Raw genomic sequence first — 14,749 nt, 5'->3', positions numbered from 1 at the left:
TAATTATTTTTTCTAATTTTTATTTTTGTTTTTTTTTTTTTAATTTTTTTTTATTTTATTATAATTATTTTTTCTAATTTTTATTTTTGATTTTTTTTTAATTTTTTAAAAATATTTTTTTCATTTTTTCTCAAGATGTTTTTTTTTTTCAAATCATCATTTTCAAAAATTTATTTTGTTCTTATAATTTTAATAGTTTTCACATTATCAAACATATTTTTATTTTTTTTTTTAAATTTCAAAAATTTTATCATTTCATTGATTTTTCCCAAATGAATTATAGTGATTTTTCATATTTTCATTTTTGTGATATAATCACATAGTAAACTTTCATTAAATGATATGTTATAAAAATATAATTAATTTAATTAATCATAAAATTAATTTACTTGAATGTTGTATAAAAAGTATAAATTTGGTTTAACAAGATAGGTTAGGTTGCTTAGATATAATGTTTTAATCAATTTTTAAAAATCCTTATTGAATTCAATTTTTTTTTAGAAAAATTGGCATTTTGAAATTTTGTAAAAAATGTTTTATAATTTTTTCAAGAACAATATTTTGTAAATTTTTTTTAGAAAAATTAGCATTTTGAAATTTGTAAAAAAAATTTTATAAATTTTTTAAATTATAATATTTGTAAAAATTTTTAAAAAATAGAAAAAATAGAAAAAAATAATTAATAAAAAATTTTATTAAAAATTTTCATATTAATTATTTCAAGTTTTGAAAAATATTTTTTTAATCTTATTCCTTACTCATATTTTGGACTTCATTGAGAACTTGACTTAAAACTTCTTTTCCAAGACCTTCAATATATTTGATTGATCCTGCACATTCGTGACCTCCGCCATCAATTCCAGCTTGAGGTATTTTATCTGCAAGACTGATAACAATATTGTTTACATTAAATCCAAACATCTGATGAACAGTATCAGTTGCTCTTAAGACTCCAAAGTCTGGACCATGTCCAAGAGTGATGATTGGCTTGTCCGCACCGATTTCCTTAACTATTTTATCATGAACAAATCCGCAGGTCTTTCCTGGAGCAGGGAATGTAAACTTGTGAGCATATTTTTCAACATCTAAAACATTGAAGTAGATTCCATTATCAAGTTGAACCCTTTTAATATTAGGTATAGCTGCTTTCATTTGGGTATCTACACGTCTTAAGTATTCTTTATATAATGCTTCAACCATTTTAGGATGTTTATCAATATTGTCCACACCTAAAATAGTGTCGATTATTCCCCTACCATTCATAAATCTAAGGAAGTATGCTTCAAAGTCGATACATTCACCAATTTTCTTTAACTGTTCCCTATCATAGCCTTTCTTGGATGCAAGATGGACATACTGTTCAACTTCATCTGCTTCTGCACGGTCTCCTAAAACAGCAATTGCAGGTAAATGCAATACCAAGTCTTTTATTTCAGGATTGATTATATGTGCCACTTCAGTTGCCAATGCACCTGCAGTAATTTGGGAGTCTCCTCCAACAAGGTATGGGTTGACATGGGTATCAACATATTCATCAACTGCAACGGTTCCAGCAATTATATCCTCATTATTGCATTCCGCATTTCCATCAATGGTTTCTCCAGTTCTTAATGTTTTTGTAATCAATTCTCCTGGGAAGTGATGGTCAATAACAACAATTTCAATGTCATAGATTTTAGCCTGCATTAAAGCTACAATATCCTCTTCAGTAGAACCATTATCCAAGAGTACAATCAATGGCAATTTTTGGCCATGCCTGTCCAAGTCTTCCAATGCATAGGATAAGTCTTTTACAACATCTTCCAATTCATAGAATGGAGCTTTACTTGGAGAACGTTTGAAGTAATGGTATTCCACATCATTATCTGGGTTAAACTCTTTTAGCAATGGAATAACCGCTTTTTCCATTGCAACTCCAGCACAGATACCATCTGCATCTGCATGGTGTCTTACTAAAATGGATCTTCCATCTAAGATTGCTCTTCTGATTACTTTTGCAGCTTCTCTCATTTTAGGCTTTAACCTATCTAAAACAGGGCTTTGTATTAAGAAATCCACATCTTCAGGTTCTGCCTTTTCATCTAAAGCGATATCAATGAATTTTCTCATTTGATCTGCTTCTTTACCTTCCAGCTTTTCAATGCTGCTGGACTCGATTTGGATTTCTCCATTATGAGTATTCACTTCTCCAATCACTTCGACAATGTCACCCATTTCGATTTCAGGATACATTCTAACTCCTGGTTCATTAAAGGCTGCTGCCCAAGTGATTGCAGTTTCATCAGTAATTGTAAAAATGGTAGGGCCTGATGTTTGTTGAATTTGAATGACTTCTCCATTAACCTTAACAACACTTTTTAAGGATGAATCATCGAGAGTTGCAATCTTGGTTCTTTTAATATTCTTTTTGACTTTTTTGATTACATATTCTCCTTTGAAAACGCTTGCTGGTGCCATGTCCACTTCACGTTTTCTTTCCTTGATTTGGACGATTCTCACGAATACATAATCTCCAACCTTATTGTGGGAATTCCTTGTTCTCATTAATCCCCAAACTTGATTGTTTAAGCTTACAAAGATACCGTATCTTTCAACTCTTGTGACTTTTCCCTTATATATTCCATTAAGCTCCAAGTCACTCATTTCACATAATCCGTCTAATTCATAAACGATTTCCTTTCCAGAAATATCAGATTCAACAACTACCTTTTCTGGATTCTTTTCTCTTTCCATTTGTTTTTTCATTTTCTCTTCTTCCTGCTTTTCGAAACAGTCATCACAATAGTTCTTATCAGAATCAATAATTTTTCCACAACTATTGCAAACAGTAATCTCTCCAGTTCCATTACAGTAAGGACAGTCTTCCAATATATCTACTGTTCCTTTTCCATTACATGCTTCGCATGGAACATCTTGATCAGCATCTAAATCAAATTTTGCTCTAGCATTACTGTTTACTCCTTTAAAGTGATTTTTCATTTCAAAAGTATCTACATAACCGGTTCCATCACAAGTTTCACAAATTTTTGTATCTACGATTATGGAACCAGTTCCACCACATTTAGGACATGCTTTTTTCATTTTCATCTCTCACATTTGATTTAAGAATTTGTATAAATTTAATAAATTACCTAAGAGATTCATTTGATTATAAATATTTTATTTTTAGATTATTCCTGCTTTTTTGAATAATTCTGAATTATCTTCCACTAATTGATTTCTTTCACCTTGAAGAATCACTGCCTTGTTCATTATAGAGTTTGCTGAGTTGGCATATGAATTTCCAGAATATGAATCATTATTGCTGTAGTATTGCATAGCTAAATACAGTTCATCGCTTGCTTGCTTCTTTAATGAAACTTCTTCCTTAATTAAATCAAGATAATCCTTATAAACACTTTCATTTAGATTATCTTCATATTCTTCAATTTCTGAAAGCTTTGATTCTGCATCATTAAACTTTTCCTTTGCAATTTGAATATTATTGTTTCCACTTTCAAAATCGCGGGAATTAATTGCACTAATGGCAGAGTTATAATCAGTATCTCCTTCAGTAATGTCAGTATTCAAATCTTTCATTCTGTTGTTTATGTTATCAATAGGGCTGTTTATGCATCCGCTAATGCTAACAACTGCTATCAATATCAAAACAATTAATAAAATATCTTTTCTCATAGTATCAAATATTTTCTTTTTTTCTTTTAAAAAATTTTATTATATTAATAGTAAGTAATATACTATAATATTAATACTATGATTATCATATTTAATAAATTTTAGTAATTTTTATAATTTACAATTAAATAGTCAAAATATTTAAAGTTATTTAAATACTTGGATCTATTTGAAAATGATTTTAATTCTAACTATTTTAGTTTAAATAGTTGAAATGTTTTTGAAAATGAGTTTAATTGATAAAATTAGTTCAAATCGTAATATAATTATCAAATTGTTAAAAATAGTTGAAAATTCTTTATAAAATTAGTTAAAATTCTTAATAAAAATAGTTAAAGTAAAAATAAAAATAAAAAAGTATTATTTAAAAAAATAATACTTATGAATGCCATAAACCGTGGATGTTACAATATTCAATAGCTTTTACATCTTCTACTTCTGTATTTACATCGAATACTGCTTTAGGTTCATCACCAGGTTTTAAGTTAGCGCGGTAAACTTGATCTCCTACAATTAATTCAACAAAATTAATGTAATGTTCTTCTAACATTGGGTGTGCTTCTTCTCCCATGGTTACGACAATTTTTTCATTTTCTTTGGTAATTACAGGAATGTGTTTTACTCCACCTTCTGGTAATTGTCTAGGTTCTAAAAGTTCCATTGCTTCTCCACAACAAACTAATTCTCCAGCGCCTTCTACGATAGCTTCTACCATGTTTCCACAATGGTTACATCTGTAAATTTCATTGATTTTTGCCATATTATTTCCTCCAAATAATAATTAATCTTAATTTGTATTTTACAATATATAAAGTTTTATATTATTAAAACATTTATCTTTTTAAGTATTTGGCATTGGTTTTCTCTCTATTCTTTGTTTTTTTGTAGGTTTATTATGGGTTTTTTTTCTTTAATCTTTATTTTCTAGATTATATTTTGATTCTGTAAACTTTGTTTATTTGAGATTTTTAGACTATATTTTGATTCTGTAAACTTTGATTATTGTTTGAAATTTTCATATTTTTGTTATTTTATGATTAATTTTAGCCATATTTTTAAAATATTTCTAAAAACTTTTTATATTTGTAAATATATAAATATAAATTAATATATTAAAATTTCATTAAAGTTTTTAAAGTTTCGGATTAAATTAAAGTTTAATTGTATTTTTTATAAGTTTTTTTTTCAACTTTATTGGAATTTTAGAGTTATAATTAAATAAAAAAATTTAATGATAAGATTAGGCATAGGTTGAAAGTATAATTTGGACTATTGACAATTAAAGATTATTTGAAATTTAATATGCCTATACTTAAGCGATGTGAGAGTATGAGTTTAATAATTGCTTATGTTGGAAAGAAAGGATGTGTAATGGCAGGAGATAAAAGAAGAATTGCCTATTTTGGTTCTAAAGAGGAACGTGAACTTTTAGAACAAGAAATTTACTCTGGTGACATTACCAGTGATGAAGAATTATATGCAAGAGCAGAAGAGCTTGGAATAAGCTTGAAGATAACTGACGATGCTACTAAAGTAAAAAGTCTTGAAAATGTAGCAGTCGGTGAAGTCAGTTCAAGAGGAACTATGGAAACCAAAAGAAAAAGAATTTATGGTACAACCAACGGTTTCCAAATCATTGAACTTACCGGTTCTGAGATTGTAAATAGAAAAAGAGGAGAATCTTCCATCATTGTATTTGGAAACAAGATTACAAAATCTTTAGCTAATAAAATTCTTCAGGAAAAATGGAAGCCAAGCTTTAGCTTAAAGTATATGGGAGATATATTTGGACAAATATTAGATGATATTTCTAAAAAGACACCATCAGTAGGCACTAAATATGATGTGGTCATTCAGCAAAATGATTTGTATAAGGATAAGGTTCAGCCTTACTTGGATGAAGTTATTGAAATGGATATAAATCTTTTAGCTAAATTTAGAGCTAAACTTAGAGAAGACTTATTGCAACAAAATGAAACCATTAAATTAGCTTCCACTATTATTGATGAAGGTCCTGTAGGTATTGTCGATTCAATTGATGATAAGATGATTCAAGTGAAATTAAATCCTGATGTTAGGGCATTTGACATCAATTGGAAACTCCTTGCAAAACCTGGTGAAAATGTTATCATGTTTGTTGAAGGTGAAGACGAGCCATTATTAAAAGACCAAGTTGTAATAGAAAATGAGGTTTTATGCATTAAACGTAATAAAGCTAATTTAAAATGTGATATCATTTTATGTCACCTAGAATAAATGAGGTTTATTAGTGCTTGTTATTTATAAAAGGTGACAATAATGAAAATAACTTTTTTAGGCTCTGGTGGAGGCAGATTTGCCACTATTAGTCAGAAAAGAATGACTGGAGGGTTTAGAATTGATGATTTTGGAGGAAAAAATTATCAAGTTGACCCAGGACCAGGTGCACTTGTCAGATCATACCAATATGGGGTGAATCCTACAAAAATAGATGGTGTATTTATTTCACATTCACATACAGACCATTATAACGATGCTGAGATTTTCATTGAAGCCATGACAAGAGGCATGACTAAAAACAATGGTATTATCATGGGTGGTAAGACCATTTTTGAGAATTATCAGCGTTGGGGTCCTGTAATATCAAAGTATCATCAAAGCAATTCTAAAAATCTGGTTTTAGTACCTAACAAAATGGTTCGTTTCCCATCATTTTCCATTAAAGGAACTGAAACAAGGCATGGAGATCCTACAGGTGTAGGGTTCCAAATGGAAAATAATGGATTCAGAATTTCATACACTGCAGATACAGGATATTTTGATGAATTGGCAAAGTATCATAAGAATGCAGATATTTTGATAGGAAGCGTTTTAAGACCTGGAGTAAGATCAATTAAAGGACATATGTGTACAAGCAATTTCATAGACCTTGTTGAGAAAGTCCAGCCAAGTTTGGCAATAATGACTCACTTTGGATTTAAGATGATTGCTGCCAATCCAGTTGAAGAGGCAATTAGGGTTTCTAAAAAGACTGGTGTTAGAACATTAGCTGCTTTTGATGGAATGAGAGTGGATATCAATGAAAAGTATCCTGAATGTTCTAAAATGATTCGTCTTAAAGACAGATTTGCTAATCGCTTAAAACAGGAAGACGTTTTTGCTGTTAATGTTGAGGATAAACCAAATAAAAAAAGGGATAATCAGAAAAATAATTATAATAACAATAATTAATATTTTTCTTTTTTCTATTTTTTTCTTATTTTGTCTTATTTTTGATATAATAAGAAATAATTAATATTTTTCTTATTTTGTCTTATTTTTGAACTTTTTTTTTTAAAATCAATTTAATTTAATTTTAGAAAATTTTATAAAAAAAGTAATTATTATTTTTATGATTTTTTTAAAAAAAGTATTCTTATTTTTTTAATAATTTATATAAAAAAAGTATTTTTATTATTTTAATAATTTATAAAAAAAGTAATTCCATGAAAAATTTAGATTTTCCACGAAATTTATTCAATTATATGTCTTTATTTAAGTTGGTAGGATGTATAAATCCTCCACGAATCATATGGTCTGCTAATACAATAGCAGTAACTGATTCAGCAACTGCAGTAACTCTTGGACAAATGCATGGATCATGTCTTCCAGTGATTTCAAGAGTTGTGTTTTCCTTTTTAGATAAGTCTACAGTATTTTGAATTTTAGATATTGAAGGTGTTGGCTTAACTGCTATTCTTGATATGATTGGCATGCCATTGCTCATTCCTCCAAGAATTCCTCCAGAATTATCGGTTTTGGTTTTTATGCTTCCATCTTCATCATAGTAGAATTCATCATTAATTTCTGAAGCAGTTGATTTTGCACTATCAAAGCCTAATCCTATTTCAACTCCTTTCACTGCATTTATGCTCATTAGGATTTGTGCCAATTCACCATCCAGCTTTCCAAAAACAGGTTCTCCAAGCCCTGCAGGAATTCCGGTTGCAATTGTTTCAACTACTCCTCCAACAGAATCTCCTTCCTGTTTTTTGGCAATGATCAGTTCTTCCATAAGATTGGCAGCTTCAAGGTCTCCACATCTAACATTGTTTTTAGCAATGTTTTCCTCAAGATTTTCATAATCAACATTTTCTGCTTTGACATCTCCAATTTGAACTACATGGGAAATGATTTTTATTCCTTTTGCAAGAAGTAATTTCTTTGCAATAGCTCCACCTATAACATGGCTAATAGTGGTTCTGCCGCTTCCACGACCGCCTCCATTGTAGTCGTAGATTCCATATTTTTCCAACCAGCAGTAGTCTCCATGCCCTGGCCTTGGAGTGTTTTTGATGTTTGAATAATCCTTAGATTTTTGATTGGTGTTATATACGATTCCAGCAATTGGTGTTCCATCTGTTTTTCCTTCGAAAATTCCAGATAAAATTTCGATTTTATCTCCTTCCTTTCTGGATGTTGTTAATGCACTTGTACCTGGTCTCCTTTTATTTAATTCAATTTGAATATCCTCTTCACTAAGTTCCAAATTAGCAGGACAACCATCTACTACTGCTCCAAGCGCTTTTCCATGACTGGAACCAAAACTTGTTATTGAAAATATTTTTCCAATGGTATTTGTCATATAATTCCTCAGATTTTTATTTGAATTGTAAATATTAAGTAATTTAAATCATATTTTGTTTATTATTCTAATTGATTTTTTCTTAAAATATTTCTAATATTAAATATTTTTATTTAGATTAATATATTTTAAGTTTTTTAAGGATTTCATTTAATTATTAATTATTTCTCATTTCTTATGAAAAATTTATATGATTCTTTCCATATATTATTATATGAATATATTTTAAACTTTAAAATGGTTTAAAATTTTTAATCTATTCACTATTTAAATAATAATTTAATATTCAATCATTGAGAAGTGAAAATATGAATTTTCCAATAACAAGAATGAGAAGATATAGGAAAAACTCTAAGATTAGAGATATCGTACGTGAAACAAAATTAAACAAAGAAGATTTAATTTATCCAATATTCGTTAAAGAGGATTTAAAAGATGGTGAAAAGGAAGCTATCTTTACAATGCCTGGAGAATACAGATACTCTTTAAATGACTCTGTTGAGTATGCTAAGGAATTGGAATCAAAAGGATTAAGGTCAATCATTGTATTTGGAATTCCAAGTGAAGATAAGAAGGATGCAATCGGTTCTCCTGCTTTTGATTCAAATGGCATAGTTCAAAATACAGTTCGCAAACTTAAATCTGAAACTGATTTGGTTGTCATCACTGATGTATGCTTATGCCAATACACTTCTCATGGCCATTGCGGTTTAATCCAAAAGAATGAAGACACTGACTTTGGCTTTGAAATCTTAAATGATGAATCCTTGGAATATCTTGCTAAGGTTGCACTTTCTCATGCTGAAGCAGGTGCAGATATAGTTGCACCTTCTGATATGATGGATGGAAGAATCCAAGCATTAAGGGAAATTCTTGATGAAAATGGATATTATAATACAATGATCATGTCCTATTCAGTCAAATTTGCATCCTCATTCTATGCTCCATTTAGAGAAGTTGCATGTTCTGCTCCATCTGCAGGAAATAGGAAATCCTATCAAATGGATCCTGCAAATGCTCGTGAAGCAATCAGGGAAGCAGAGCTTGACGTTTTTGAAGGGGCAGACTTCTTGATGGTAAAGCCTGCTTTGCCTTATTTGGATATTATTAAAACCATTAAGGAAGAGTTTGATTTGCCTTTGGCAACCTATAATGTCAGTGGCGAATACTCTATGATTATGGCAGGTATTGAAAAAGGTTATTTGACTGAAGAATCTATTATGGAATCATTATTATCTATTAAAAGAGCTGGAGCTGACTTGATTATAACTAACTTTGCTCCATATGCTTTAGATCACTTATAAATGGGAGGAATAATTTTGGAAGCGAAACAAATTGCTAAATTGGCTCAAATTGCATCTGTTCTTGAAGTAAGCGGTTGGCCAAAACCTGGAAATGTACATAGAACTCGCAATTACGATGATATGGTCTTTGAGGACTTTTTAATCAGTGGTGTTGTTATTGGAAACACTATGGAAGAGGTTGCAAGTCAAGCTAAAGAAATTGATGACTTGTCTAAAGCAGAATTAGGTAAATTCATCCTTCAAGCTGTTAAGGAAACAGACAAATGGATTGAAACCAATACTAATTTAGGTATTATGATGATGTGCATTCCTATAGCTGCTGCAGCTGCAATTAGTAATGGCTTTGATGAGATTCAAGAAAATGTAGGTCGCTTAATGGATGCTACAACTGTTGATGATGCAGTAAACCTTTACGATGCAATCAATGTTGCAGATGCTGGTGGAATGGGAGATCAGGAAGAGTTTGATGTTATGAGTGAAAAGGCAAAGGATGAATTGTGTGCAAACAATCAAACAATGTATGATGTATTGCATATCTCTGCAGGTTGGGACAGATTAGCCAATGAGCTTACCAATAAAATGCCTGTTTGCTTTGAAATAGGATACCCTACCTTTACAGAATTTTGGGATTCCTGTGATGATGTGGATGTTATAAATAAGGCAACAGTATTGACATTCATAAAGCTTTTATCTGAAATTCCAGACACTCTCATTTCAAGAAAATATGGTGATGAAGTGGCTGAATCCGTTTCTTTAAAGGCTAAAGGCATATTGGAATTTAAGGATGATGATTCCTTTGTTGAAAAGCTTTTGGAATTTGATGACTATCTTTATGATAATGGTTATAATCCCGGAACAACTGCTGATTTGACTGCAGCATCTATATTCCTATCTTATCTTAAAAAGGAATTTTAAAGGATATATGTTCTTATTGTGATTTTTAAAAGGAATTTTAAATTTTTAATTCCTTTATATTTTCTTTTTTTTTAAACTATTTTTTTTAATTAATTCTATGTAAAAGTTCTTCTTTTTTGAATATATTTATTAATTAGATTAAAGATATATTATAATATTATGAAATAATAGATATTTTAAGGTCTTATCTAATAATAATCTATTATCAATTATACTTATCCAATTAATTATAAAAAAGCATCTGGTGTTTAGATGAGTGAAGATATTAATAAAACCATAAATGAATTGCATATTTATGAAAAGAAATTATTGAAAGAGTTAGAGATTAATGAAAATACAAGTCCAGAGGAAATAGCTGAAAATACTGGCTTGAATATTAAATCTGTTATGAGTGCTGCAGGTTCATTAGCTTCAAAAGGAATCATTATCGTCAATAAGGATGTTAAGGAAAAGTTCAGCTTAACTGAAAACGGTAGAAAATATGCTGAAAAAGGACTTCCTGAAAGAAGAATCTTAAAAGTATTGCAAGAAAAGAAAGAATTGGCTATGAAAGATCTATCTAATTTAGAAGATTTTGATAAGAAAGAGGTTAACATTTCCATTGGTTGGTTGATTCGTAAAGGATGGGCTAATATGGACAAGGGAGTTCTAACCATTACTGACGAAGGTGAGTCTACCAAAGATAAATTAGGGGAAGATGAATCTCTATTGAATACTCTCATTGATAAGGCATCATTATCCAGGGAAGTTTTTGATGAAGGTATGAATAAAGGTTTAGCTGCTCTTATAGGTAGGAAAAATTTGATTGCTGAAAATAAGACCGTTTCACACAGTTTTAAATTAACTGATTTCGGTCGTGAAATATTAGCTACTGGATTTACCATTCAAGAGGAAGCTACTCAATTGACTCACCAGCAATTAAAGGAAGGCTCTTGGAAAGATTTAAAGTACAGACCTTATGACATTAATGCAGAGTATCCAAAATTCTTCCCAGGTAAAGAACATCCTTTAAGAAGAATTATTCAGGAAATCAGAGAAATCTTCTTGAATATGGGCTTTACAGAAGACAAAGGAGATTACTTGGAATCTGCATTCTGGAATTTCGATTCACTTTTCCAGCCTCAAGACCATGCTGCAAGAGAAATGCAAGACACTTTCTATGTAAAAAATCCATTGACTTGTGATTTGCCGGATGATGCACTTGTTCAAAGAGTTGCAAAAACCCATGAAGATGGTGGAAACACCGGTTCTGAAGGTTGGAACTATGATTGGGATAAAGACATTGCTCGCCAATCTGTTTTAAGAACTCATACTACTGGAATTTCAACTCAAAGATTAGCTAAAGGAGACCTTCCTATTAAAATGTTTTCAGTAGGTAGAGTATTCAGAAGAGAAACCTTCGATTATAAGCATTTACCTGAATTCCATCAAGTGGAAGGTTTAGTTGCAGCTCCTGGAATCAATTATCAAAACTTATTAGGAACATTAAAAGAGTTTTATAAAAAGTTAGGATTTGAAGTAAGATTCAGACCTGCTTATTTCCCTTACACCTATCTTTCCACAGAATGTGAAATCTACTTGGAAGAAAAGGAAAGCTGGATTGAACTTGGTGGATGTGGAATGTTTAGGCCAGAAGTTTTAGAGCCATTAGGAATCGATACTCCTGCTTTAGCATTTGGTTTAGGTATTGAACGTTTAGCTATGATCAGATACGATTTATCTGATATTAGAATGCTTTATAAAAGTGATATTAGTTGGTTAAGAGAAGTTCCTTTAGATGAAGGAATCAAGTTTGAATAATTTCTTTAAAACTAATACTTTACTTTTTTTATCTTTTTTTATTTTAATTTTTAAATTTTATTTATAAAAAATGTGATTTTTATGACAAATATTAGACTTATTTCATGGAATGTAAATGGTATTAGAGCCGTTTATAAAAAAGGCTTTTTAGATTGGTTCAATGAAGAAAAGGCAGATATCGTTTGCCTTCAGGAAACCAAAGCTCAAGTTGATCAATTGCCAAAGAAATTGGTGAATATTCCAGATTATACAAGCTATTTTAATTCTGCAGAAAGAAAAGGATACAGTGGTGTAGCTACCTACACTTCCATTGAGCCAAATGAAGTTATTTCAGGTATGGGAATAGAAAAGTTTGATGTTGAAGGAAGACTTCAAAGATTGGATTTTGATGATTTCACTCTTTTGAATATTTACTATCCTAATGGCGTCATGAATGATGACAGATTGAAATACAAGCTTGATTTCTATGATGCATTCCTTGATTACACTAATGACTTAAGGGATAAGGGTCATAATTTAGTTATCTGTGGAGATTTAAATACTGCACATAAGGAAATAGACCTTGCAAGACCTAAAAACAATGAGGATGTTTCCGGATTCTTGCCTATAGAAAGAGAATGGGTAACTAAGTTCTTGGCTAATGGCTATATCGACACCTTTAGAATGTTGCATGAAAATGAGAATGATATGTATACTTGGTGGAGTTACAGAACCCGTGCTAGAACTAGAAATGTAGGATGGCGTTTAGATTATTTCTTTGTCAATGAAGAATTTAAGGACAATGTAAAGGCTTCCTATATTAAATCTGATGTTATGGGCTCAGACCATTGTCCTATTGCTTTAGAAATAGAAATATAATTATATTTAATTATATTTTTTTTTTTTTTTTTTTTATACTGTATTTAACTTATTTTTTAATATGGGCTTTTTTTTTTAATCTTATCTTTAATATTAAAAAAAAGTTAATGATCATAAAGATTAATTTTTAATATTAAAAAGTAATGAATCATTAAGATTTCATTAAATTTAGTATTTCTTGACCATAATCAGTTAATTCGTATAATCTTCCTCTTTTGTTTTCAGGATTTAATAATCGAACTAAATCTTTTTCTCGCAATTGACTTAAAATTCTGCTGACATTGTTTCTATGGATGTCTGTCTTTTTGCTTATGTCAGTAGGCTTCAATGTTTCATTTTCCAATGCTTTAAGCACTTTCTCTCGGTTTTTTGACAATTTGACGAATTCTATAATTATCTTTTCAGAGTCTTTCATAGTATCCCTTTAATTGTTTTATGCTATATAAACTATATTGTTAGTATCATATAAAACTTTTTCTAAAGTTTAATATGTTAAACTATTTCTAATAATAGATTAGCTATGGTATATTAAATGTTTATCTTTCTTATATCTATTTGATAGATATTTGATAGATATTTGATAGATATTAGATAGATATTAAAAAATCCATTATTTTTTTGAATTAGTTTTTGTTAAATATTAGAAAATCAATTAATTTTATAAGAAACCATTCCTTAAAACAATTAAGGAAAATTGAATAAATTCTGTGTTTTAAATATTCAAATAATACATATTTATAAAATAGAGAAAAATAATATAATTATATATAAGAATTTTTTAGGTGTAATTATGATTGAATCCCCTGAACAGTTAGCTATTGAAAATGAGATAAAAGTACAGAAAGATAAGTTTTTATCTTATTTTAATGGGTCCCTGCCGGATACTATGGAATTGGAATTTGAAGGATTCTATAGAAGAGGATTTTTTGTAAGCAAAAAACGTTATGCAGTAATTGAAGATGGAAAGATCATTGCAAAAGGTTTAGAGCTTGTTAGAAGAGATTGGGCACCAATAGCTAAAAAGACACAAGAAGACATATTGATGGCAATCTTGAGGGAAGGGGATGTAAAAAAGGCTGAAAAAATAATCAGTAAAGTTTTAAAGCAAATCAAATCCGGAAATTTAGATAGGAAAGAGCTGATTATCCATACTCAAATTACAAAAAATCTTGATGATTACAAACAGATAGGGCCTCATGTAATCGCTGCCCGTGAGATAGAAGCTCATGGAATTAAAGTGGGAAAAGGCACTATTGTTCAATACATTATTAGCAAAGGCAAAGGCTCAATCAGTGAAAGGGCAGTTCCTTACGAATACAGTGAAGGAGTTGAATATGATAAGGATTATTATATTGAAAATCAGTTGATTCCTGCAGTTTCACGTATGATGGAACCTTTAGGCTATGATAAACAAAGATTGATGGAATTATCTTCAAATGAAAGACAACAAAGTTTAGATGCTTTCTTTTAATTCATAACGAATTGAAATTTGGAAATATTTAAACTAATGAATAATTATTAGGAATTTTTATATAATAATAAAATAAAATATATATTATTGGTAAACAATTGTGAATGAATTATAAAAACATTT

12 protein-coding genes are annotated in these 14,749 nt (G+C 29.8%); 7 read left to right on the top strand and 5 right to left on the bottom strand.

All coding sequences use genetic code 11. The features are described 5' to 3' along the window. Positions 1-747: 747 nt before the first annotated feature. The 3 genes from QZV12_RS09305 to QZV12_RS09295 form a co-directional block, all read right to left on the bottom strand. Positions 748-3,081: a DHH family phosphoesterase gene (locus QZV12_RS09305; RefSeq protein ID WP_295620735.1), complete on the bottom strand. Its 2,334-nt coding sequence runs from the start codon at positions 3,079-3,081 to the stop codon at positions 748-750. An 84-nt stretch (positions 3,082-3,165) separates the two neighbouring features. Continuing rightward, positions 3,166-3,675, bottom strand: a complete 510-nt coding sequence (locus QZV12_RS09300) for a hypothetical protein (RefSeq protein WP_295620732.1) — start codon at positions 3,673-3,675, stop codon at positions 3,166-3,168. A gap of 379 nt (positions 3,676-4,054) precedes the next feature. Then, on the bottom strand, positions 4,055-4,435 hold the full coding sequence (locus tag QZV12_RS09295) for a desulfoferrodoxin (protein WP_295620729.1): 381 nt from the start codon (positions 4,433-4,435) through the stop codon (positions 4,055-4,057). Between the two features lie 569 nt (positions 4,436-5,004). Between QZV12_RS09295 and QZV12_RS09290 the strand changes: the two genes are divergently transcribed. Next, complete coding sequence (locus tag QZV12_RS09290; RefSeq protein WP_295620726.1) at positions 5,005-5,931, top strand: DUF2121 family protein; 927 nt, start codon at positions 5,005-5,007, stop codon at positions 5,929-5,931. Between the two features lie 42 nt (positions 5,932-5,973). Continuing rightward, on the top strand, positions 5,974-6,885 hold the full coding sequence (locus QZV12_RS09285) for an MBL fold metallo-hydrolase (RefSeq protein ID WP_295620723.1): 912 nt from the start codon (positions 5,974-5,976) through the stop codon (positions 6,883-6,885). A 289-nt stretch (positions 6,886-7,174) separates the two neighbouring features. Here QZV12_RS09285 and aroC read toward each other — a convergent pair whose 3' ends face one another. Further along, entirely contained in the window at positions 7,175-8,278 is a 1,104-nt protein-coding gene (aroC, locus tag QZV12_RS09280; RefSeq protein ID WP_295620720.1) for a chorismate synthase, read from the bottom strand. A 308-nt stretch (positions 8,279-8,586) separates the two neighbouring features. Here aroC and hemB point away from each other — a divergent pair, with 308 nt between their 5' ends. The 4 genes from hemB (at position 8,587) to QZV12_RS09260 (ending at position 13,155) form a co-directional block, all read left to right on the top strand. Further along, positions 8,587-9,582: a porphobilinogen synthase gene (hemB, locus tag QZV12_RS09275; RefSeq protein WP_295620718.1), complete on the top strand. Its 996-nt coding sequence runs from the start codon at positions 8,587-8,589 to the stop codon at positions 9,580-9,582. 15 nt (positions 9,583-9,597) lie between these two features. After that, the gene (locus tag QZV12_RS09270) at positions 9,598-10,497 is read left to right on the top strand and encodes a triphosphoribosyl-dephospho-CoA synthase (protein ID WP_295620716.1); all 900 of its coding nucleotides are present in this window, start codon (positions 9,598-9,600) and stop codon (positions 10,495-10,497) included. A gap of 252 nt (positions 10,498-10,749) precedes the next feature. After that, a complete protein-coding gene (locus QZV12_RS09265; RefSeq protein WP_295620714.1) occupies positions 10,750-12,297 on the top strand; it encodes a phenylalanine--tRNA ligase subunit alpha in 1,548 nt (515 codons plus the stop codon). Positions 12,298-12,378: 81 nt separating this feature from the next. Beyond that, positions 12,379-13,155, top strand: coding sequence for an exodeoxyribonuclease III (locus tag QZV12_RS09260; protein ID WP_295620709.1), 777 nt, complete (start codon positions 12,379-12,381; stop codon positions 13,153-13,155). 151 nt (positions 13,156-13,306) lie between these two features. Here the strand turns inward: QZV12_RS09260 and QZV12_RS09255 are convergent, their stop codons facing one another. Further along, the gene (locus QZV12_RS09255; protein ID WP_295620706.1) at positions 13,307-13,570 is read right to left on the bottom strand and encodes a winged helix-turn-helix domain-containing protein; all 264 of its coding nucleotides are present in this window, start codon (positions 13,568-13,570) and stop codon (positions 13,307-13,309) included. A gap of 375 nt (positions 13,571-13,945) precedes the next feature. Between QZV12_RS09255 and QZV12_RS09250 the strand changes: the two genes are divergently transcribed. Further along, positions 13,946-14,626, top strand: a complete 681-nt coding sequence (locus tag QZV12_RS09250) for a DNA polymerase domain-containing protein (protein WP_394350732.1) — start codon at positions 13,946-13,948, stop codon at positions 14,624-14,626. The last annotated feature ends 123 nt before the right edge of the window (positions 14,627-14,749 follow it).

The organism is uncultured Methanobrevibacter sp. (assembly GCF_902769175.1).
GTDB lineage: Archaea > Methanobacteriota > Methanobacteria > Methanobacteriales > Methanobacteriaceae > Methanobrevibacter.
The sequence above is the reverse complement of the archived record's forward strand: the minus strand, read 5'-3'. Positions and strand labels throughout refer to the sequence as shown.